At 63.0% G+C, this 20,658-nt stretch carries 18 protein-coding genes and 1 pseudogene; 8 read left to right on the top strand and 11 right to left on the bottom strand.

The features are described from left to right. Positions 1-52 precede the first annotated feature (52 nt). Positions 53-508: a class I SAM-dependent methyltransferase gene (locus tag ACYVG7_RS00540; RefSeq protein ID WP_460881309.1), complete on the top strand. Its 456-nt coding sequence runs from the start codon at positions 53-55 to the stop codon at positions 506-508. 107 nt (positions 509-615) lie between these two features. Here the strand turns inward: ACYVG7_RS00540 and ACYVG7_RS00535 are convergent, their stop codons facing one another. Further along, positions 616-1,299 carry a hypothetical protein gene (locus ACYVG7_RS00535; RefSeq protein WP_460881306.1) on the bottom strand — a complete coding sequence of 228 codons (684 nt, stop codon included), beginning with the start codon at positions 1,297-1,299 and terminating at the stop codon, positions 616-618. A gap of 283 nt (positions 1,300-1,582) precedes the next feature. On the opposite strand from ACYVG7_RS00535, the gene ACYVG7_RS00530 reads away from it, so the two are divergent. The 3 genes from ACYVG7_RS00530 (at position 1,583) to ACYVG7_RS00520 (ending at position 4,607) form a co-directional block, all read left to right on the top strand. Then, positions 1,583-3,064: an AlkA N-terminal domain-containing protein gene (locus tag ACYVG7_RS00530; protein WP_460881305.1), complete on the top strand. Its 1,482-nt coding sequence runs from the start codon at positions 1,583-1,585 to the stop codon at positions 3,062-3,064. Then, entirely contained in the window at positions 3,061-3,558 is a 498-nt protein-coding gene (locus ACYVG7_RS00525; RefSeq protein ID WP_460881304.1) for a methylated-DNA--[protein]-cysteine S-methyltransferase, read from the top strand. Before ACYVG7_RS00530 ends, ACYVG7_RS00525 begins: the two co-directional genes overlap by 4 nt. Positions 3,559-3,683: 125 nt before the next feature. After that, entirely contained in the window at positions 3,684-4,607 is a 924-nt protein-coding gene (locus tag ACYVG7_RS00520; protein ID WP_460881303.1) for a DMT family transporter, read from the top strand. On the opposite strand, the gene ACYVG7_RS00515 is transcribed toward ACYVG7_RS00520, so the two are convergent. The 8 genes from ACYVG7_RS00515 to ACYVG7_RS00480 form a co-directional block, all read right to left on the bottom strand. Beyond that, positions 4,604-5,185 (bottom strand): sugar O-acetyltransferase, encoded by a 582-nt coding sequence (locus tag ACYVG7_RS00515; protein ID WP_460881302.1) that lies wholly within the window; start codon positions 5,183-5,185, stop codon positions 4,604-4,606. The two genes, ACYVG7_RS00520 and ACYVG7_RS00515, sit on opposite strands and share 4 nt — an antisense overlap. A 324-nt stretch (positions 5,186-5,509) precedes the next feature. Beyond that, on the bottom strand, positions 5,510-7,564 hold the full coding sequence (locus tag ACYVG7_RS00510) for an exoribonuclease II (protein ID WP_460881301.1): 2,055 nt from the start codon (positions 7,562-7,564) through the stop codon (positions 5,510-5,512). Positions 7,565-7,808: 244 nt separating this feature from the next. Further along, a complete protein-coding gene (menE, locus tag ACYVG7_RS00505; protein ID WP_460881300.1) occupies positions 7,809-9,332 on the bottom strand; it encodes an o-succinylbenzoate--CoA ligase in 1,524 nt (507 codons plus the stop codon). 24 nt (positions 9,333-9,356) lie between these two features. Further along, positions 9,357-10,286 carry an o-succinylbenzoate synthase gene (gene menC, locus ACYVG7_RS00500; RefSeq protein WP_460881308.1) on the bottom strand — a complete coding sequence of 310 codons (930 nt, stop codon included), beginning with the start codon at positions 10,284-10,286 and terminating at the stop codon, positions 9,357-9,359. Then, positions 10,286-11,143: a 1,4-dihydroxy-2-naphthoyl-CoA synthase gene (menB, locus tag ACYVG7_RS00495; RefSeq protein ID WP_460881299.1), complete on the bottom strand. Its 858-nt coding sequence runs from the start codon at positions 11,141-11,143 to the stop codon at positions 10,286-10,288. Before menB ends, menC begins: the two co-directional genes overlap by 1 nt. 37 nt (positions 11,144-11,180) lie before the next feature. After that, positions 11,181-12,095 (bottom strand): 2-succinyl-6-hydroxy-2,4-cyclohexadiene-1-carboxylate synthase, encoded by a 915-nt coding sequence (menH, locus tag ACYVG7_RS00490; protein ID WP_460881298.1) that lies wholly within the window; start codon positions 12,093-12,095, stop codon positions 11,181-11,183. After that, on the bottom strand, positions 12,076-13,881 hold the full coding sequence (gene menD, locus ACYVG7_RS00485) for a 2-succinyl-5-enolpyruvyl-6-hydroxy-3-cyclohexene-1-carboxylic-acid synthase (protein ID WP_460881307.1): 1,806 nt from the start codon (positions 13,879-13,881) through the stop codon (positions 12,076-12,078). The genes menH and menD overlap by 20 nt, the downstream gene beginning before the upstream one ends. Further along, positions 13,881-15,224 carry an isochorismate synthase gene (locus ACYVG7_RS00480; RefSeq protein WP_460881297.1) on the bottom strand — a complete coding sequence of 448 codons (1,344 nt, stop codon included), beginning with the start codon at positions 15,222-15,224 and terminating at the stop codon, positions 13,881-13,883. The genes menD and ACYVG7_RS00480 overlap by 1 nt, the downstream gene beginning before the upstream one ends. Before the next feature lie 169 nt (positions 15,225-15,393). Between ACYVG7_RS00480 and ACYVG7_RS00475 the strand changes: the two genes are divergently transcribed. From ACYVG7_RS00475 to ACYVG7_RS00465, 3 genes are all read left to right on the top strand, one after another. Continuing rightward, entirely contained in the window at positions 15,394-16,302 is a 909-nt protein-coding gene (locus ACYVG7_RS00475) for a 1,4-dihydroxy-2-naphthoate polyprenyltransferase (RefSeq protein ID WP_460881296.1), read from the top strand. A gap of 162 nt (positions 16,303-16,464) precedes the next feature. Beyond that, the gene (gene rhtB, locus ACYVG7_RS00470) at positions 16,465-17,172 is read left to right on the top strand and encodes a homoserine/homoserine lactone efflux protein (RefSeq protein ID WP_460881295.1); all 708 of its coding nucleotides are present in this window, start codon (positions 16,465-16,467) and stop codon (positions 17,170-17,172) included. 3 nt (positions 17,173-17,175) lie between these two features. Further along, a complete protein-coding gene (locus ACYVG7_RS00465; RefSeq protein ID WP_460881294.1) occupies positions 17,176-18,333 on the top strand; it encodes an endonuclease/exonuclease/phosphatase family protein in 1,158 nt (385 codons plus the stop codon). A gap of 247 nt (positions 18,334-18,580) precedes the next feature. Here ACYVG7_RS00465 and ACYVG7_RS00460 read toward each other — a convergent pair whose 3' ends face one another. Next, the gene (locus ACYVG7_RS00460) at positions 18,581-19,882 is read right to left on the bottom strand and encodes a HipA domain-containing protein (protein ID WP_460881293.1); all 1,302 of its coding nucleotides are present in this window, start codon (positions 19,880-19,882) and stop codon (positions 18,581-18,583) included. Continuing rightward, a complete protein-coding gene (locus ACYVG7_RS00455) occupies positions 19,866-20,147 on the bottom strand; it encodes a helix-turn-helix domain-containing protein (protein WP_460881292.1) in 282 nt (93 codons plus the stop codon). Before ACYVG7_RS00455 ends, ACYVG7_RS00460 begins: the two co-directional genes overlap by 17 nt. Positions 20,148-20,458: 311 nt before the next feature. Between ACYVG7_RS00455 and ACYVG7_RS00450 the strand changes: the two are divergent. After that, a pseudogene (locus ACYVG7_RS00450) lies at positions 20,459-20,658 on the top strand (IS5/IS1182 family transposase); the annotation flags it as partial.

Below are 20,658 nucleotides of genomic sequence, written 5' to 3'. Positions count from 1 at the left end.
GGTTGGTATCCATAGCGGGCACCTCAGTCCAGCGAACTTACTGCAAGTATAGATTGCCCCAACACGTAAAGGGAACAGCGCCTGCGGGATTGCCCTGGCCAGTCTGGTGCTGAACCAGCGCCATGCCAATATTACTGCCACCGATTACCATCCCGAGGCGGGTAATTTCCTGCGCGAAAATGTGAGCCTGAATCAGGGAGCGGCGATCCCGTTTGTCCGCACCGGCTGGGACGATGAGGCCAGCGAATTAGGGCTCTTCGATCTGATCATTGGCAGCGACCTGCTCTATGAACGCTCCCATGTGAATATATTATCCGGTTTTATCGAGCAACATGCCGCCTCCCATTGCCAGGTTATTCTGGTCGATCCGGGGCGCGGTCATCACGCCTGTTTCAGTAAAAAAATGGTCACGCTGGGATATTCCCATTGCCAATATAAACCTGAACATACCGATTATTTGCTACAGCCGTTTAAAGGCCAAATATTGAATTATCAACGGCAACATTAATTCGAATTGCGAGCTCTCGGGAGGGATATAATTCGGCCATCTCACGAGATGGCCGAGAGCGATGGAATTAATCGCCTACTTCGCTTGAGTTGCATAGGCGGCTTGATTTATCCGCGCTGGCGAATACCGATAAATTGCCAATTCGGGTTATTACGCAGCAGGGTCACCATCTGGGCCGGGGTCAGCACATGATCCTGGCGTTCGATGAAGGCACCGGGATGCAAGCCGCTTTGTTCCGCGCCTATGGCATAACACAGGGCGGCAAATTGCGAGCAGAACATATCCCGAGGATCCGCAGCGACCTGGCCGGGAGCCAAGGGGGGAAACAGGCTATCGATCCGCGCCTCTACCGAGTCCACATCCGGCACCGTCCGGCCGGGATTTGCCCAAGCCTTGATCGCCTTTTTCAGGCTGTACCCAAAGATTTGGCTGCCCTCATCTTCGGCTTCCAGCTTGTTCTCCAGAAACATCTGGGCGGCGTTGGCGGCGACGTTTTGCACCGCCGGGTTGCTGCAACGGAACACGATATAGTCGGCGCCCCGGGTCATATCATTGACGGTGATACCGCCGGATACCGCCTCAATCAGCGAGCCCTCGGCATTGATGGCAACGGCGGCATGTTCCCACTTGGAATCTTTGATCTGGGCCTGACCGAACAGCGAGGATAAGAACTGCCCCGCTTGGATCACTTTGCCGACTTCCAGTGAGCCTTCGCAATTTTTAAACACCAGATCCCCACGTTGTAAATTGCTGGTGGCATGGGTTTCCGGATGGGTAATGATGACGGGCATGGTGACACTCCTTCTGTGATAACTGGAATCGCGGTGTGACTGGCCTGGATGGGCCCAGCCGTGCGATGGACTATCGCCCTGCCATGTTGCGAGTGAAGAGGAGGCGGGATAAGGCTGAAACTTTTCCCTGCAGGCGGGAGAACATGGCGCGAGCCAGGTTCACCAGACGCGGCCTGCGGGGCCGGGATCGGGAAGCATCACTCTTTTTCAATTGCTGGCCGTTTTCGGCTAGTCAGCACCGACAAGGCCCCTTAGGCTGGAGACCTCAATTTCAGGAGGCGCCATGTTTTCACCCGAACCCTTGACGCCGGAACAGTGCCGGGCCGCTCGTCTGGCCCGTGATGCCCGTTTCGATGGCCGTTTCTTCACCGGCGTGTTGAGTACCGGCATCTACTGCCGCCCGGTCTGCCCAGCCCGGGCACCGCTGGAGCAGAACGTGCGCTATTTTTTCTCCGCCGCCGCCGCCGAGCAGGCGGGGTTGCGCCCCTGCTTGCGCTGTCGCCCCGAGCTGGCACCGGCCGAGCGCCATGCCCTGCCGCCGGTGCTGGGTCGTGTGCTGCAGGCCATCGAGCGGGGGAAACTGGTGGATAGTTCGCTGGAGGCGGTGGCAGTGGACTGTGGTGGCTCGGCGCGCACGGTACGCCGCCAGTGCGAGCACTACCTCGGCCTGACGCCGCTGCAGGTGGAGCGGACCCGGCGTCTGTTGCTGGCCAAGCAACTGCTGACCGATACGGCGCTCAGCATCACGGATATTGCTTTCGCCGCTGGTTTTGGCAGCCTGCGCCGCTTCAACGCCGTCTGGCTGGCGGCCTACGGCGTCGCGCCCTCCCGGTTGCGGGCCTCACGGACGACCACCTGGCAGGATGAACCGATCCGGCTACGTCTGGCCTATCGGCCACCCTATGATTTTGCCGCCTTGCTGGACTTTTACCGGCTGCGGGCGATTAGCGGTCTGGAGGAGGTGACGGCAGATCGCTACGTGCGTCATTTCCCCGGCGACCGCGGTATGGCCCGGCTGGAGGTACAAGCCGGTAGCGGCGACTGCCTGTGGGTGACCTTGCAGGGCGTGGCGCCACGACAGTTGCCCGCGCTGCTCTATCGACTGCGGCGCATGTGGGATCTGGATGCGGATCCGTTGCCGATCCAGGCCCGGCTCTCGGCCTGTCCACGGCTGGCCGAACGCATCGCCGCGACACCGGGTCTGCGTTTGCCGGGCGGTTGGGATGCCTACGAGGTGCTGCTGCGCGCCATTATCGGCCAGCAGATTTCGGTCAAGGGGGCCATCACCCTGCTCGGCCGGTTGGTGGCCCGGCGTGCGGCGCGGTTTGGGTCTCCCGCGCTGCCGAGCCCGGAGGAGTTGTTGCTGCTGGATCTGGATGGCATGGGGTTGCCGGGCAGTCGGGTTAAGACCCTGCAGGGGCTGGCCTCCGCCTTAGTGCAGGGGATGTCGCTGGAGCGGGTCAGCGATGCGGAGCTGTTAGCCCTGCCGGGCATCGGTCCCTGGACCGTGGCCTACTGGCGGCTGCGTTGTGGCTGGGATCCGGATGCCTTTCCAGCCGGGGATCTGGTGCTACAAAAAGCCCTGGATCCGGCGCGGCGTCTGACGGCGGCCGAGTTGCTGGCGTGCGCCGAGGCCTGGCGTCCCTGGCGGGGCTATGCCGCAAGCTGGCTGTGGCACTCGGCCGCAACGGTTGCGGCGTCCACAACCCAGAGCCCCAATAAGGGCCAAAACCAGCCTGAAAATACGAGCAGGAGTACCACATGATCCGTTTTGCCGATTTAGCCACGCCACTGGGGCCCTTGCGTATCGCCATCGATGGGCGCGGCCTGCGCTACGTGGATTTTGTGGCGGGGCAACGACCGCCCCCCACCACGGAGGACTGGGAGCCGGATCCGCGGGCGTTGGCGCCCTATCTGGCGGAATTTGCGGCCTATTTCGCCGGCCGTCTGCAGGTTTTTTCGGTGCCCTGTGCCGCTGCTGGTACCCCATTTCAGCAGCGGGTATGGCAGCGGTTGATGGCGATCGGCTACGGCGCGACCCTCAGCTACGGCGAGCTGGCGGCCGAGCTCGGTAACCCGAACGCCAGCCGGGCGGTCGGTGCCGCGGTGGGACGCAATCCGCTGTCGATCATTATTCCCTGCCATCGGGTGGTTGGTCGTGATGGTCGCCTCACCGGTTATGCTGGCGGACTCCCCATCAAGGCCGCCCTGCTCCAGCTCGAAGGCGTTCCTGCGCAATCGTTGCGTACACGCCGTTGACGCAGGCTCGCCGCCGCGACTCATCGGTGGTGAGTGACCCGGCTATCTCTGTGGCGCGGCAAGGGGGTCGATGATTCATCCCCGCCGTGCTATTACTGCGAACGAACCCGTTTTGGAGCCCTATCATGCGTGTTGTGGATTACTTCCGATTGCTGCTGCTGGCGGCGATCTGGGGCAGCAGTTTCCTGTTTATGCGGATCGCCGTTCCGGCGGTGGGTGCGGTCAATACTGCCTTCTTGCGGGTGGTGCTGGGAGCTCTGGGGCTGGCGCTTCTCGTCTGGGGATTGCGGGTTTCGCTGCGGTTCGCGGGCAAGTTCCGCTCGGCGCTGGCGTTGGGAGTGATCAATTCCGGGATCCCCTTCTTGATGTATTGCCTGGCGGCGCAGTGGCTTCCAGCGGGCTATTCCGCCACCTTGAACGCTACCACGCCGCTGATGGGGGCGGTGATCGGGGTCGTCGCGTTTGGTGAACAACTGACGCGGCGCAAGTGGGCCGGTGTGCTGCTGGGCTTCCTCGGCATCGCGGTGATCACCACCCGGGGCGAGGTAACACTGAGTGCCAGCTTGGTGGCCGGAGTGCTGGCGTGTTTGCTGGCGACTAGCTGCTATGGTCTGGCCGGTTTTCTGACCCGACGCTGGATCCTAGCGCGCGGCGGGCTGGATCCCATGCTGGTGGCGCTGGGCAGTCAGTTGGGGGCGGCGCTGTTTCTGCTGCCATTTTTCGGCGCAACCCAGGTCCTGGCCCCCGTTGCGGACTGGTGGCAGTGGCAGGCCTGGGTCAGTCTGTTGGCGGTCGGCCTGCTGTGTACGGCGCTGGCCTATATTCTCTATTTCCGCCTGATCGCCGATATAGGTCCGCTGCGCTCACTGACGGTGACCTTCCTGATCCCGCCGTTCGGTGTGCTATGGGGCTATCTGGTGCTGGGCGAGGCCATCAGCTCGGGCTATCTGCTCGGCGCCGCCGTAGTCGGCGTGGCCGTCTGGCTGGTCGTGGGCGCCAAACCGGCGGCCTCGCCAGCAGCGATCAGGCCCGTGGACATCCGGCGCTAGCCGTCGTTAGCTGAGGATGCCTCGTGGCTCTGGACTTGCCGTACCACCCGGGCCGGGTTGCCAACCGCCACCGAGTCGGCGGGGATGTCGCGGGTCACCACAGCACCGGCACCTATGATGCAGCGCGGGCCAATCGTCACGCCGGGGCAGATGATGGCGCCGCCGCCGATCCAGACATCATCGCCTATGGTGACGGCCTTGCCGTATACCGCCCAGCTGCGCCGCAGCAGGGCATCTTCATCATGGGTGGCGGTATAGATCTGGACGTTGGGGGCTATCATGACGTTGTCGCCGATGACGATGGGGCCGACATCCAGCAGGGTGACGTTGAAGTTGAGGTAGCTGTGAGTGCCGATGCGGATGTTGCTGCCAAATTCGCAGCAAAACGGGGTCGAGACGATGCTGCCGGGCCCTAGGTGCTCGAACAGCTCACCGCAGATTTCGTGGTGCAGAGTGTCTCCGGCCTTGTACCGATTCAGCTCTCGCAACAGGGTCTGCCCCCGATCCCGCAGCGCTATAATCTCGGCATCCCGGCCATCGAACGCCTCGCCACTGCGCATCTTGTCCCGTTCACTCATTCGCTGTACCTCGCCATAACCGCTGGAGTATCCGGCGGTTACGTTAACCAAGGAGAGGGTTGGATTCTGTGAGTGGCTTCCCAGCCCTCAATCTGTGGTGCTGATGGCGCTGAGAGGTTCTGCTACGGGTCTGGAGTCTGGTCGAACGCAGACACGCCATGAACCCTTCCATGGGGGCTCGATGGCGGCGTCCCTGCCGCCAACGGTCTGCTTTTCGTCCAGCATCCAGCCCTCTGGTTTCCAACACCGAATGGGGACATCGTCATAAAAAATCAGGCCCTGCGAGCAGGGCCTGATGAGGGGAGCAGGGATAAGCGCGGCGACTTAATCGACGTTGCTATCCACCTCGTTGCTGGTTAGCTCCAGATCGGTAGCCTGGGCTTCGCGCACTTCGTGCTCCAGCTCCTCGATGCTCTCGCTCTGGGTGCGGGCATCCAGCGGCTCCGCCAGGGTGGCAACCAGGGAGCGGGTGGCTTCGATGGCATCCTTGAGCTTGACCTGGATCTGTTGCCCCAGCTCGAAGCGCGGCTCCTGATCCAAATAGACTCGGCCATCGTCCCAGCTGCAGTTCAGACGCTTCTTGTCGGCGAAGATCTGGCCGGCCGGAATAAAGGCCACGGCACCGTTGTCCAGCAAGCGAACCTTGAGGCCACCGCGCACCACGTCGATGATCTCGGCGTTGAAGGTCTGGTCGGTGCCGACCGCCGATTTCAGGAAGCGCACATAGAGCCAATCGCCAATGTCGCGCTCGGCAAAGCGGTTCTTGCGACGGGCATCGCTCAGCAGCTGGGTCAGCTCGGCACTGGACTCGGCCGGGCATTCGCCGCCACGCAGCAGCGCCTTGATGATGCGATGGTTGACCATGTCGCCGTATTTACGGATTGGCGAGGTCCAGGTGGCGTAGGCGTTCAAGCCCAGACCATAGTGCGGCCCCGGTTGCGAGGTGACCACGGCAAAGGTCTGGAAGCGACGGATGCGGCTGTCGAGGAACGGGCTGGGCAGGCTGTCCATCCAGCGACGCAGCTGGCAGAAACCGTCCAGGGTATTGATGCGTTCGTCGGCAATCGGCGCGTTGTGCGCACTCAGCAGATCGATGGCGCCTTGCAGCTTCTCCGGATCGAACCCCGGGTGCACGTTGAAGATGCCATAGCCCGGCGTGCGGGTCAGGAACTCACCGGCACAGATGTTGGCGGCGATCATCGCCTCTTCCACCATGCGGTTGGCGATGCGGCGTGGCTCGACGTGAATGGCGACCACTTCACCGGCCTCATTTAGCTCGAAGGCGTAGTCCGGCTTGTCCTTGAACACCAGCGAGTGCTCACTGCGCCAGGCGTGACGAGCAGCTGTGATAGCTTCCAGACCGCGGATCTGCTCGATGATGGTGGCGCTCGGGTTGAAGCCTTCGGCTTGACCCAGCTCGATGAAATCGGAGACCTGATCGTAAATCAGACGGCCCTGGGAGCAGATGGTGGCGGCGAAGAAGCGGAAGTCCGGCGCTATGCTGCCGTCGCGACGGATCAGCAGTTCGCAGCACAGGGTGTGGCGGGGCTCGCCCTCTTTCAGGGAGCAGAGCTCGTCACTCAGGGTGCGCGGGATCATAGGGATATTGCGGCCCGGCAGATAGACGGTGAAGGCGCGCTTGGCGGCTTCTTCATCGATGGCACTGCCCGGTGCCACATAGGCGGTCGGATCGGCGATGGCGACGGTCAGCAACCAGCCATCAGCATGGGGCGCCACATACAGGGCGTCATCCATATCCTTGGTCGAGGCCCCATCGATGGTGACGAAGGGCAGAGCGGTCAGATCGGCGCGGGGCAGATCTTCTTCCAGCGGCTGCCAGCTTTCGGCATCGGCCGGAGCGCTGCGCGCCAGATCGTGGCGACGCAGAACAACCCACCAGGGGGCTTCCGGATCTTCGCTGGCGGTGATGAGTTCACTGATCTCGGCAAAGTGGCTGCCATCGGTCAGGCCGTGGCGCTTGAGGGTGGCGATCACCCAGTCGCCTTCGGCGAACTGCTTTTCGTCCAGACCCTTGATCGGACGGGCCTTGATCACTTCCTTGAGCACCGGATGGTCCGGCACCACGTTCAGGCGATCCTTGATCAGCTTGATACGACCGACGAAGCGCGTCAGAAACGGGGTGATCAGGGTTTCCGGTTCGGCTTGTTCTTTCTCGTTTTCGCTGCGGATCAGGGCTGTGATGCGGTCACCGTGCATCACCTTCTTCATCTGCTGTGGCGGAATGAAATAGCTCTCGCGCGTATCGGTTTCCAGGAAGCCGAACCCACGATCGGAGCCACGCACGACCCCCTCTTTTTTCGGGATATTGTCGCGGAGCTGCTGCTTGAGCTGCGCCAGCAGCGGATTGTCTTGAAACATAGTGATCACCCTGTCGAAGAAACGTGCCGACTATACGGATTTGTGGGGGTAAAACCAAGGAAAACGGCCCCGGCTTACCCCGGCGTAGAGGGGGAATGCTGGTCAGTTAAGCGGTTCGGGCGAGACATCCTTTCTCGCCAACTCGCCATAAACCCGTCCGTGGGGGCTCGATGGCGGCATCCCTGCCGCCAACGGTTGGCTCAACAGGCTCTCTCGCCTTCGCGAATACAACTGGCATGACAGCTCACGGCTGCGCCAACTGCTGGCGCGCCTGTTCGGCTAGCTGCTGGCGACTGGGTTTCAACCCTACATGGGCCTGTTGGGGCCAGGGTAACCAGTGGCGGGGGATGAGATAAGGGGCCAGCCGTTGCCGCAACCAGGGGGCCAGATCGGTCAGTGCCTGCTCACTCCCGCTGGCGTGCTCCGCGGTCGGCTGCCAGTCAATAAACGCCACCGGCGTCATGCCCCATTCGGCATCGGCCAGCGGCACCACCAGCGCCTGCTGCACGGCGGCATGCTGCAACAACGCCTGCTCGATGAGCTCCGGCTGGATATTCTCGCCGCCGCTGATGAAGCGGTTATCCCGCCGTCCCAGCACCAGCAGATCGCCGTCGGCGTTGAATTCGCCCAGATCGCCGGTGTGAAACCAACCCTCGGCATCCAGGGCGGGCTCCAGAGCTCCGGCGTGGTAATAGCCACTGAACAGGGTGGCGCCGCGGACACAGATCTCGCCATCGACCAGTCTCAGCTCGCGGCCGGGCAGGGGTTTACCCACCGCCGCTGAGTCCGTGGCGGCATAGCGGGTACAGACCTGGGTCGCCATCTCGGAGAGGCCATAGCTGACCTGAGGGGTGAGCCCCTGGGCCTGACAGGCAACGACCAGCGCTTGGGGAATGGGCGCGCCGCCGAGCAGCAGATGGCGCAGGCGGGTCTGGCCGAAGTTGAACCCCGGAGTCTGCAACAGCCGGTACAGTTGGGTCGGCACTAATGAGAGGTGGGTGATGCTCCCCCCCAGTAAGTGCTCACTGAGTGAGCAATCCGGATCCGGAAGTACCAGGCTCGCCCCGGCCAAAAAGCAGCGCCAGGGAATGGCATAGCCGCCGACATGAAACAGCGGCAAGGAGAGCAACCAGCCATCACCGGGCTGTAGCGGTATGGCCTGGGCCGAGCCCTCGGCACTGGCCCAGTGGGCGGCCAGGGTATGGGCCACGGCCTTGGGGGTGCCGCTGCTGCCCGAGGTGAGGATCAGATTGCTGAGCTGCTGGGTATCCAGCCAGGCGCTAATTTCCGCATCCGCATTAGCCGTCGCTTCCGGGTTCGGATCCGCCGGGTTGAGCCCCCATTCCAGCGCCAGGAGCGGACAGGGCCAGGCCCGATCCGGTATGTCTTCGGCCGTCGCTGCGCCGGGATCGGCATGCCACTCCGGGGCTAGCCAGCAGGCTTTGGCATCCAGCTGCTGCAGCTGGGCGTGCAATTGGGCCCGGGGTTGCCGGGGATTGAGCGGGCAGAACACTAGTCCTGCGCGCAAGCAGCCCCAGGCTAGCAGGATCAGCGCCAGCGAATTGGCTCCTATGCTGGCCAGATGGTCGCCCGGTTGCAGCCCTGAGGCGGCAAGCTGTTGCTGCACCACGCTGAGCTGACGGTCGAGCTGACGGTAAGTGAGCACTTGCCGGGGGGCGCGAATGGCGATCTGGTCGGGAGTCTGCAGGCTGTGCTGGCGGACCGGGCAGAGTCGCCGCGGTCCGGCAGTGTTCAAGGTTTTTGCCATAGGTTCAACTTTTGGGCCATACGCTCAACTTTGCCATAGCAGTTCCAGCTGCTGTTCATCGACGTGCAGGGTTTCGGCCTTGAGCACATTGGTGGTGAAGTAGCGCAGGGTGTCGAGGCCGGGGGCCTGCTCCGGTGCCCATTCGCTGGCCAGTTGTGCCAGTTGGCGATTACCGAGTTGGGATTCATAGCAGGAGGAGATAATCACCTTGAGACCGGTGGCATGGGCCTTGTCGATCAGCGCTTTGCAGCGGCTCAGGGAGCCGATCAGCGTGGGCTTGATGACGATGGCCTTGAGTTGGGGGAAGGGCTCCCAGCGCGGCTCCAGGCTCAGCAGCTCGTCCAGCGCCACCGGGATACCGGTATGGCTGGCCACGGCGCGGATATCCTCGAGGCGGGCACAGGGATCCTCGATATATTCGATATTGGCGGCGTTGAGGTGGCTCATGAAGGTCCAGGCCTCTTCACGGGTCCAGCCACAGTTGGCATCCAGGATCAGCTTGAGCTTGGGCGCCATGCGACACAACTCGCGTACCATGGCCACCTCATCGCGCATCGGGTGGCGGGCCACCTTGAGCTTGGCCTTGGCCGGATAGTCATACAACCACTCGCGCCAGCCCCAGATGATCTCGTCCGGACTGCCCAGCAGCAGGATATAGGGCGAGTGCGGCGCGTTCATCTTGGCGGGCCACTGCCGTCGGGCGCAGTCGAAGCCAAATTGTACCGACGGCAACTGGGGCTCCAGCGGGCGCCCCATCTTCAAGGCCTTGAGGCAGAGCAGGGCCTCCGCTTCGGCTTCGGCCAGGGTCTCCTTGGAGAAACCCGGTAGCGGGGCGATTTCGCCCCAGCTGGATTCCCATTTCAACAGCAGTCCCTCACGTACCGAGATCTGCTGATCATGGAACTGGATCGGTTGGCTGAGCGGCAGCCGGTAACGATAGAGACTGACTTTCATCATGGATTCCGTTTGAATTTGGAGAAGTCGGGGCGACGTTTTTCGTTGAAGGCATTGCGTCCTTCCTGACCCTCTTCGGTCATATAGAACAGCATAGTCGCATTTCCGGAGAGCTCTTGCAGCCCGGCCTGACCGTCACAATCGGCATTCAGGGCCGCCTTCAGGCAACGCAGGGCCATGGGGCTGTGCTGCAGTATCTCCCGGCACCAGCGCACGGTTTCGCGCTCCAGCTCGGCCAGCGGCACGACGGTATTGACCAGCCCCATCTCCAGAGCCGCGGCGGCATCGTACTGACGGCACAGGAACCAGATCTCGCGGGCCTTCTTCTGGCCGACAATCCGCGCCATGTAGGAGGCACCCCAACCGCCATCGAAGGAGCCGACCTTGGGGCCGGTCTGGCCAAAGCGGGCGTTGTCGGCGGCGATAGTCAAATCACACATCATATGCAGCACATGGCCACCGCCGATGGCGTAACCTGCCACCATGGCGACCACGGGTTTCGGGCAGGTGCGGATCTGGCGCTGGAAGTCGAGTACGTTCAGATGATGGGTGCCGGCATCATCCTGATAGCCACCGTAGTCGCCACGCACCTTCTGGTCGCCGCCGGAGCAGAACGCCAGATCGCCGGCTCCGGTGAGGATGATGACGCCGATCCCGGCATCGAAGCGGGCATCATTCAGCGCTTCCATCATCTCCTGCACCGTCAGTGGCCGAAAGGCGTTGCGCACCTGGGGACGATTGATGGTGATCCGGGCTATCCCCTCTTCGGACTTGTGATAGCAGATATCCTGAAACTCGCCGCTGCAGTCATGCCATTGGGTCGGGGCGTACCAGTGGGCGTCTTGGTTCTCGATCATGGGTGGTGTCATCCAAAAAGTAACTAGAAAACAGTGCCTAGAAAAAGGCAGAAAATTGAGGCTGCTGACGTAACCACGCCTGCAGCCGCGCCGCCATGGCCTCGGGAGCATCCCGGTGGACATTGTGACCGGCATGGGCGATCGGATCTGCCGCCAGTCTGGGGCAGTCGCGGGCCAGCTGACAAGCCAGGGCGCTGAATTTCTGATCCCGGGCGCCACTGAGCCACAGCGTTGGCAGGACACTGGTGGCCAGCCATGCCCTGTGGTCGGGCTGGCGGGCCAGGCTGGTGGCCGCCAGCATACGGGCGATGGCTCGGCCATCCTGCTGACCCCGCAGGGCGATCAGCTGCTGGCGCTGGGTGGCATCCAACTCGGCAAACACCGGCTGTTGATACCAGTCGGCCAGCACCTCGGTGAAGGGCTCGCGCCAGAAGCGTCGCACCCAGCGTGCATCCTGCCGGGCGCGCAGGCGGCGCTCGTCAATTCCCGTAAGCCCCGGATGGCCGCTCTCGACTATCAGTCCGCGCAGCCGGGGCTGATCCGCCAGTGTGGCGGCATCGGTTGTTGCTGCATCCGTTGTTGCAGCATGGATTGTCGCAGCATGGACTGTTGCAGAGTAGTGCAGCGCCAGACGGCCACCCAGCGAGTAGCCGAGCAGAATAAAATCGCCGACCTGATGGGTCTTGAGTTGTTGATCGAGCCAGGCGGGCCAATGCGCGAAATCGACGGCGGGGCCGGCCGCCGGGCTGTGGCCGGGCAGATCCAGCGCCAGTGCCTGTTGCCGCAGGGAGGCAGGCAGCGCTTGCAGCAGCGGTTGCCAATCCTGGGCCGAGCCGAGCAGACCATGCAGCAGCACCAGACGCGGCGACGGGCCTTGGTGGTCAAGGGCCGGTTGGTCTGCTGCCGGACGGTGCAGAGCCGGGCCGAGAGCGTCAGGGCTGGGCATCGGCATCGGGCAGCTCCAGATCCCGACAGGCCTGAGCCAGCTCGCCGAGCTGGCGGGCGACCTCATCGGCCGGGAAGCGGCACTCGATCAGCGTCACGCCGCCCTGGGTCGCCTGCCGATAGTCGTGGCTAAAGGCCTCCAGATTGTCGGGAGCCCGATAGCGCAGGCCGAACTGGGCGGCGGCATGGGCAAAGTCCAGACCGTGGGGCAGGCGGAAGAAGGCATCCAGCGCCGGGCTTTGTGCCGCACCCGGCAGCAGGGTGAAGATGCTGCCGCCATCGTTATTCACCAGTACCAGCACCAGATTGAGCCCGGGCTGACGCAGCAGCGCCAGACTGTTGAGATCGTGCAGTGCCGAGGTATCGCCAATCAGCAGCGTGGTGGCCGATGTCGCTGTCTCCAGCTGTTGCGCCACCCCCAGGGCGATGCCGCAGGCGGTGGCGATCAGGCCATCAATGCCGGAGGCGCCGCGATTACTGAACACCCGGCCGGGCTGATCATCCGCAGGCCGTGGCTGGCCCAGCATATCCAGCAGGCGGGCGGGCAGGCTGTTGCCCAGCAGCAGGGGTCCAGGCAGCAGGGCGCAGAGGCTGTGCGCCAGCCCCAATTCGCTCCAGCAGCCGAGCTGCTGCTCCAGGAGTCGGGCCAGCGGCGCTGTATATGCGGCGAGTCGATCCCAACGGGGGGCTGCGGCGGTGCAGGCGATGTGCTGCTGACACCAGGCGGCAATCGGGGCGATCAACCGCCGGTCGAGGCGGTAATCCGGCGCCAGGCGCTCCGCCGAGGCATCCAGTTGCCAGCGTGCCTGCCAGGCCTGCTGGCTGACAAACTGGCCCAGCCGCTTGGAGATGAGACGCCCGCCGACTTGCAACACCACCTTGGCCGCGGCCAGTTGCTGCTGGAACCCGGGGTGATGCAGCGCCAGATCGACATGGGTGATGGCCTCCGGGGTGAAGCGCAGTTGCGATTGCACATCGGCCAGCAGCGGCCAGCCCAGGTGTTGGGCCAGCGCCAGTACGGCGGCAGCATCTTGGGGATTGGCGATCTGTCCGGCGACGATGACACCCGGTTGGCGGGCAAACTCACCCCAGGAGGCTCGCTCGTCATCGGTTGCTAGCGTAGAGGCCTGAGTTGGCGTCTGAGTTGACGCCTGAACAGAAGAGAAAGCGTGGTCGTAGCGGGTCAGCGGCTGGTCATGGCTCAGCCAGTGGCGGAGCCCGTCCAGATAGTCGTCGGGCAGTGGTTCGCCTTGTCCGGCATACAGGGGCTCGGCATAGGGACAGTTCAGATGGGCCGGTCCCGGCTGTTGCTGCAGGGCATGCCAGAGCTGATCCAGGGTACCGAGCACAAAGCGCGGATCGATGCGCCGATCCGGGGTCGGCAAGTTCTGGGCAAACACCGGATATCCGGCGAACAGACCGGGCTGGGCGATGGCCTGATTGGCGCCGCAATCGATGAGCTCGGCAGGGCGGTCGGCGCTGAGAATAATCAGCGGCACCCGGGAGAGCCGGGCCTCGATCACCGCTGGATAGAGATTGGCCACGGCCGTGCCCGAGGTGGTGATGACCGCGACCGGCCGATCACTGCTCTTGGCCAGCCCCAGGGCCAGGAAGCCCAGACCCCGTTCATCGAAGTGACAGTGAGTGCGCAGATGGGGATGCTCGCTGGCGGCCAGGGTCAGGGGTGCGGAGCGCGAGCCGGGGGCTATGCACAGATCGCGCACTCCCAGCCGCCACAACTCTTCGAGGATCAGCCGGGCCCAGCCCAGATTCAGGTGGTCGCCCGGGCGCATCATGGCCGCGAACCCTGGCTCAGCAGCCCCAGCAGATTGGCCAGCTTGTCATCCAGCTCCTGCCATTCGGCGGCGGGCTCGGAGCCCGAGACGATACCGGCACCGGCGTACAGCCGCAGGGTGTCGGGGGTCAGCAGGGCACAGCGAATGGCGACGGCAAATTCGGCGACATCCTCACTGATGAGGCCGCAAGCTCCCGCGTACCAGCCACGGGCAAAGGGCTCATGCTGGCGGATAAACGCCAGCGCCTTGCGTCTGGGGGTGCCACCGACTGCCGGGGTCGGGTGCAGGGTGGCCAGCAACTGGGCATCGGTGACGTCGGGTTTCAGCTGCGCCGTGATGTCGCGGCGCAGATGCTGCAAGCGCCGCAGCTTGAGAATGCGCGGCGGCGAGAGTGTCGCCTGCTCGGCCAGCCCTTCCAGACGGGTGAGAATATCTGCATGCACCAGCCGGTTTTCCAGCCGGTTCTTGTTATCGGCCAGCAACTGGCTGGCCAGCTCCCGATCGACGGCCTCATCACCGGTGCGCAGTATGGTTCCGGCCAGCGCCTCGCTCTCAAGATCCCGCTCGTGACGACGATAGAGTCGCTCCGGTGAGCTGGCGAGCAGGCAGGCCTCGGCACTGAAGGCAAAGGCAAAGTGGAAACAGGCTGGCGTCAGCGGCTGCATGGCAGCCAGCAGATCCCAGGGATTGACCGCCTGCGTCGTGGTGAGCTGACTCTCCCGGGCCAGTACCACTTTAGGCAGCTCGGCCAGATGCTCGCTGCTCGTCACCTGCTCCACCAGCGTGGACCAGATGGCCTGCGGCGGGGTATCCCGGCGCTGGAAGTGAATGGCGGGCAGAGAAGTCAGCGCGGCCTCGGGCTGGACCTGCGCCAGCGCCGCGCGGCTGGTGTCGATCTCCTGCTGGCGCTGGTGCGGATCCGACTCCAGCCAGAGGTTGCATACCAGCTCGATCTGGTTGCCCTGCCGGATGAGCTCCAGGCGCGGTAACACGAAGCGGCAGTCACCGAACTCCTGCCAATGGTCGCTGTCGCCCTGGGTGGCCAGCGGATCAAAGGCCAAGCCGCCGTAGTAGCGAGGCCAGCTCCCCGCGGCCGGTTTGGGCTGGCCGCTCAGCGCCGCCAACTGTTCGGCATCGCGGATTTCCCGCAGAATGCCTAAGGCAGCAAACTCCCGATCCCGCTCCCGGGCGTGCCAATAGATGCGTGGATAGAGGGTCTGGCCCTTGAGCCAACCGGTAAAGGAGGTGATGTCGATGGGTTCCCGCAGACGAATGAAACCAGTCAGATCCGTCTGTAACAGGCTATCAAGTTTTCTTATGAGTCTTGTCTGGGCCAGCATGGCATGAATACACGGCTGATAATGCCCGGCGAGCTGCCGGAACTGCAAAATGAGAGCCAGATCCGTTATAGTACGTCTCTTCCTGACGCCTCGGACCGGCCGGCTGGGCCCAGTATAGGGGCTGCCGAACGGGGGGTAAACACATTCGCTGGGGATGCCTCCACTCACCATGACTCGCACTTCTTTCTCCCGCTGGTTACTGGCGGCCCGCCTGCGGACCCTGCCTCTGGCGTGCTCCAGTGTTCTGCTCGGTAGCGGTCTGGCGGCCCACGCCGATGCCTTTCGTTGGCCCCTGTTCCTGCTCTGTCTGCTGACGGCCATACTGCTGCAGGTGCTGTCGAACCTGGCCAACGATTATGGGGATGCGGTATCCGGTGCGGATCTGGCCGGACGGGTCGGTCCGACTCGCGCCGTGGCCACCGGTCTGATTACGGCGCGGCAGATGCAAGTCGCCATGGGCCTCACGGCGCTGGCTGCCATGGTCAGTGGTCTGGCGCTGCTGTGGTCGGCCTTTGCCGAGGATTGGCCCGCCCTGCTGGCGTTTATCGGCTTTGGCGCGCTGGCGCTGGTGGCGGCGGTGACTTACACCGTCGGGCGTCGTCCCTACGGCTATCGTGGTTTTGGCGATCTCTCGGTATTCCTGTTTTTCGGCCTGCTCGGCGTGATGGGCTCCTATTATCTCTACACCCATCAACTGAGCTGGAGCCTGCTGCTGCCCGCCGCCAGTTGTGGATTGCTGGCCACGGCGGTGCTGAATATCAACAACATCCGCGATCGGGTCAGTGACGCCGCCAGTGGCAAATTCACCCTCGCCGTGCGTCTGGGCGCCAGCCGGGCACGCAACTACCACTGGTTGCTGGTGGGTGGGGCCGGTGTGCTGATCGTGCTGTTCATCCTGCTGCACAGTGCTTCACCCTGGCCCTGGCTGTTTCTACCCGGCTATCTGCCGCTGCTGCGTGCCGCCTGGGTGGTGCAGGTGAGCGAAGATCCGCTATTGCTCAACAAGCAGCTAAAACTGACGGCGCTGGGCAGCCTGAGCTGCAATCTGCTGCTGGCTCTGGGCTTTACCCTCTCGTAACTAGGCCTGGAGTCTGGCCGCTCGCCGACCCGTCGTGGATACATCCCTGCCACCAACGGTCTGCTCGTCGCCCAGACGCCATCCTCGCTGATGCACGCTGTGACCGCGCCCTTGTGAACCGGCTTGCGGGGTCCTCGACTCGGGGGATCCTGTGGCTGGGTTGTGGCGGCAGACGTCTCCAATCGCCATGGTTTCCTTGCCTGCCGTGGCGCGCTACAGTGGGGCTCGGATGTCGAATGGAAGCGCGTGGTAATCCTGATGAGTGTGCATGTCTGGCTGGCCTTTCTGGCTACAACCCTGATCTTCAGTCTCTCCCCCGGTGCGGGTGCGGTGAATACCATCAGCACCGCCATGCGCCACGGCTGGCGCGGCACCTTGCCCGCGATTGCCGGTCTGCAGCTGGGGATGCTCTGCCATCTGGCGCTGGTCGGTGCCGGGCTCGGTACCCTGCTGGCGCAATCCAGCGAAGCCTTCACCCTGCTCAAGTGGGGGGGCGCGGCCTACCTCATCTGGTTGGGTTGGCAGAAGTGGCGCGCTCCCGCCCGTTTCGAGCTCGCTCACGGCGGTGAGCGGGCCGAGGCCTTGTTCTGGCCAGCGGTGCTGGTGAACCTGACCAACCCGAAAACTATCCTGTTTCTGGTGGCGCTGTTTCCGCAATTTCTGCACACCGACTACCCGCTATGGTCCCAGACGCTGATCCTGGGGCTGACCTGTGTGCTGGTGGACTGCCTGGTGATGGTCGGCTACGCCCTGGTGGCCTCGCCCTTGGCCCAGCTAGTGACCAACGAACGGCGGATGCGGTTGCAGAACCGGCTGTTCGGCTCGCTGTTTATGGCGGCGGGGGCTGCATTGGCCTCGTCCAGCCGTTAACACATGACGTCTGCCGCTGTAGGCCGCCTGCGGGTGGCGACCTTTAATCTCAGTTTTTCCCGTCCGGCGGCCGGTGGGCTGCTGGCCGCATTGCAAGCCGATGAGCTGGCGCTGCACCACTGCGCGGCCATACTGCAGCGGGTGCGGCCGGATATAGTGCTGCTCAACGAATTCGATCTCGATGGCGAAGGGCAGGATGAGCGGGCTTTGACGCTGTTTTTGCAGCGTTATCTGGGCGTTTCGCAACAGGGGGACGCGCCGCTGGATTATCCCTATCACCTGCAAATCCCCACCAATACCGGTCTGCTGTGCGGCGCCGATCTGGATGGCGATGGGGTGCCGACTCTACCAGCCGATGGTCAGGGCTTTGGCGCTTTTCATGGCCAGTACGGCATGGTCGTGCTCTCCCGCTTCCCTCTGCTACCGGAGGCGGTCCGCTCATTCCGCCAGTTTCTCTGGGCGCGGATGCCCGGCGCGCAACTGCCAGACCGGCAGCCAGGCTCGGGGTTAGGGGATTACTACTCGGCGGCGGCCCTGGCCGAGCTGCGGCTCTCCTCGAAGAATCACCTGGATCTGCCGGTCCTCATTCCTTCCGTCAATGGCGAGCGGCTGCTGCATCTGTTGCTGAGCCATCCGGTGCCGCCGGTGTTTGATGGCGCCGAGCGGCGCAATCGCTGCCGCAACCATGACGAGATCCGGCTCTGGTGTGATTATCTCGATGGTGCCGATTACCTGCGGGATGATGCCGGTCGCCAGGGGGGACTGGAGCCGGCCGCCTCCTTTGTGGTGCTGGGGGATCTGAATGCCGATCCCCAGGCCGGTGATGGCGATCGACGGGCCATTCGTCGCCTGCTGGCCCATCCACGCGTCCATCCTGCGGTCGCCCGTGGCCGCTGGCGACCCGCCGCGGCCGGAGGTGTGATCCATGGCGCGCGCCGCGCCCGAGCCGTGCCTGCCGCACAAGCCCGCTACTGGACTCATCTGCGCGGCCTGCGGCTGGATTATGTGCTGCCAAGCCAGGATCTGCAGGTGCAGGGCAGTGGCATCTTCTGGCCCGCCACCGCAGAGCCGGGGCGCGAATGGCTCGCCGATAGGCAGGATCAGGACAGCGCCTGGCTCAGCTCCGATCACCGGCTGGTATGGGTCGATCTGCAGCTGTAAGTAAGCTGAGGGGCTAATGCTGGTCAGTTAAGAGGTTCTGGCGAGACATCCTCTCTCGCCCACTCGCCGTAAACCCTTCCCTGGGGACTCGATGGCGGCATCCCTGCCGCCAACGGTTGGCTCAAAAGCCTATCTCGCCTTCGCTAACGGACTGGCATTCAAGCTGAGGGACTATCTATATCCCGTACTGACAGTTTCCGGGAGCATTTGCTACGGAAAAGTCATGCATCAGCATGTGGCGGCTCGGTTATAGCACCATACCGGTGATCGCTTTCGTTTCGGCCAGTAGATGCTGGCACCGAGCTAAGACCCACTGCTGATAGCCACTCAGGTAGTCCTGCTCTTCGGCGGTCATACCATAACGCTCCGGCAGATCATCCAGGGCTACCCGTAGGCGCTGGCCCAAGCTGTTGAGTGCACGGCTGACCAGTGGCCGCGGTAGCTGGCAACTGTCGGCAAAATCGGCTAACTGATAGGCATGGATGGCCCGGCTGTTGAACTCGTCTCCCAGCGCCATGGCCAGATCCTGCTCGAAGTCGGGATAACGGGCAATATTGACCAGATCGTAGAAGGGGGTCAGCTCCATCCCCTGCCGCCCGATGAAGAAGCTGATGTTCTTGCCGTGGGCATCGGCGTTGCCGATCAGCAGGTTGAACAGCACCCACTCCAGCATGGTCTTTCGGGTGAGTGCCGGATTGCGGCACTGCTGCGCGAGGTTGAACAGAGACGGCAGACTGGCACCATCGCGGATATGGGCGACATCACGGCCATTGCCGAAGTTGCGTTCGTACTTGTACTCGGGGGGCAGATTCAGAGCTTGGCAGCCATCGATCAGGTGACGTCGGCGCACTCGCTGCGGCAGCTCGGCCTGCCTATCGAAACGCTCAACCAGCAAGAGGGGATAGCCACCAACACTCCGTCGAGTGGCGGCGGCTACAGGTAGTTGGCAGCGGGCGGCCAGTTGCATGCTGACAAATTCATTGAGCACCAGATGGGGAAGTTCAGGGCGTTCGAACTTGAGAATATGGGTCGAGCAGAGACTGCCTTCACCAAACCCCATGCCCAGATCCGGGTCGAGGAGCAGATTGAGTTTGTCCTGCACACCGGCCACCGACAAGCGGGGTTTGCCGTCCCAGACGGTTAGTCCTCGTTGTTGGCGTTGAGCCAATCGCTCGGCCAGCTCCTCATCGCGGATAGGACGAAATCGGGGCTTGGTTTCAGGCTCCTTGCCTTCCGGCAGAAGCGTCAAGGCGCCTGTGGTTTCGGCACCAATCGCCAGGATCAGGCCAAAGGTGTTGTGGCGAGCCAGCTGAAATTGTGCCAGCAGCTCCTCGAATCCGGCGCCTTCCGGCAACAGGTTCCGCAGGAAGCGTTGGACATTCAGTGGGGGCGGAGATGTTTCCAGGGGCAGATGGGGTGAGATGGCAAATCCCTGCTGCAGCCAGTGTGGCTCATAATGCCAGAGCAGCTGATCTTCGTGTTGTTGCAGGCGGGCAATCGGCTGCTCCCCGAGGAAGACTCGAAGACCTGGATCAGCACCATTCATCATGATGTTCCTCTCCATCCTGCCAGGGCACTATCTGCAACTGGATGCCGAGCCCGGCGCAGACTTGCAGCACGCTGCCCAGCTGGATAGTGGCAGTACCATGTTCGAGTTTCATCAGTGTGTCTCTGGCGACACCGCACAGCGCCGCGGCATCGTGCAGCGTCAGGCCCGTCTGTGTGCGGCGAGCTCGCACCGCTTCGCCCAGCAGGGCTGGGGTGATCCTGAGGTCGAGGCTGGGCGTAGCGAGCGGTTTGATTGATCGAGCCATCATTAATCCCAGTAGGTCCGGAGTATTCTCTAAAATCAGTCTAGCTGATCCAATAATCCTGCACTAGTGGGATTATTGTGTGTTTTGCCTAGTCAATAACAATAAAGTCGACAGTTGTAGGATTTATAATGGCCTGAGGTCGGCCACGGGCTACCGAAGTTCGACGGGATACGGTGCTTTAATCCACGAGTTCGATATCCAGGCTGTTGAGCAGGCGGATGGCTTCGTAGCGGCTGAATTTAGGGAAGGTGCGAACAAGTTCCTGATATGAGATCATCATGTTCATCCGGAGCGCATCCCAGAGGGACATCATGAGCCATCAACTCACCTTCGCCGATAGTGAATTCAGCACTAAGCGCCGTCAGACCCGAAAAGAGATTTTCCTCTCCCGCATGGAGCAGATTCTGCCATGGCAAAACATGGTGGAAGTCATCGAGCCGTTTTATCCCAAGGCGGGCAATGGCCGACGGCCCTATCCGCTGGAGACCATGCTGCGTATTCACTGCATGCA

The organism is Pseudaeromonas pectinilytica (genome assembly GCF_054780855.1).
The sequence above is the reverse complement of the archived record's forward strand: the minus strand, read 5'-3'. Positions and strand labels throughout refer to the sequence as shown.

Coding starts and splice junctions, on each gene's coding strand:
- ACYVG7_RS00535 (WP_460881306.1), bottom strand. CDS start 1,299: ATGCCCGTCATCATTACCCATCCGGAAACCCATGCCACCAGCAATTTA.
- ACYVG7_RS00530 (WP_460881305.1), top strand. CDS start 1,583: ATGTTTTCACCCGAACCCTTGACGCCGGAACAGTGCCGGGCCGCTCGT.
- ACYVG7_RS00525 (WP_460881304.1), top strand. CDS start 3,061: ATGATCCGTTTTGCCGATTTAGCCACGCCACTGGGGCCCTTGCGTATC.
- ACYVG7_RS00520 (WP_460881303.1), top strand. CDS start 3,684: ATGCGTGTTGTGGATTACTTCCGATTGCTGCTGCTGGCGGCGATCTGG.
- ACYVG7_RS00515 (WP_460881302.1), bottom strand. CDS start 5,185: ATGAGTGAACGGGACAAGATGCGCAGTGGCGAGGCGTTCGATGGCCGG.
- ACYVG7_RS00510 (WP_460881301.1), bottom strand. CDS start 7,564: ATGTTTCAAGACAATCCGCTGCTGGCGCAGCTCAAGCAGCAGCTCCGC.
- menE (WP_460881300.1), bottom strand. CDS start 9,332: ATGGCAAAAACCTTGAACACTGCCGGACCGCGGCGACTCTGCCCGGTC.
- menC (WP_460881308.1), bottom strand. CDS start 10,286: ATGAAAGTCAGTCTCTATCGTTACCGGCTGCCGCTCAGCCAACCGATC.
- menB (WP_460881299.1), bottom strand. CDS start 11,143: ATGATCGAGAACCAAGACGCCCACTGGTACGCCCCGACCCAATGGCAT.
- menH (WP_460881298.1), bottom strand. CDS start 12,095: ATGCCGATGCCCAGCCCTGACGCTCTCGGCCCGGCTCTGCACCGTCCG.
- menD (WP_460881307.1), bottom strand. CDS start 13,881: ATGCGCCCGGGCGACCACCTGAATCTGGGCTGGGCCCGGCTGATCCTC.
- ACYVG7_RS00480 (WP_460881297.1), bottom strand. CDS start 15,224: ATGCTGGCCCAGACAAGACTCATAAGAAAACTTGATAGCCTGTTACAG.
- ACYVG7_RS00475 (WP_460881296.1), top strand. CDS start 15,394: ATGACTCGCACTTCTTTCTCCCGCTGGTTACTGGCGGCCCGCCTGCGG.
- ACYVG7_RS00465 (WP_460881294.1), top strand. CDS start 17,176: ATGACGTCTGCCGCTGTAGGCCGCCTGCGGGTGGCGACCTTTAATCTC.
- ACYVG7_RS00460 (WP_460881293.1), bottom strand. CDS start 19,882: ATGATGAATGGTGCTGATCCAGGTCTTCGAGTCTTCCTCGGGGAGCAG.
- ACYVG7_RS00455 (WP_460881292.1), bottom strand. CDS start 20,147: ATGGCTCGATCAATCAAACCGCTCGCTACGCCCAGCCTCGACCTCAGG.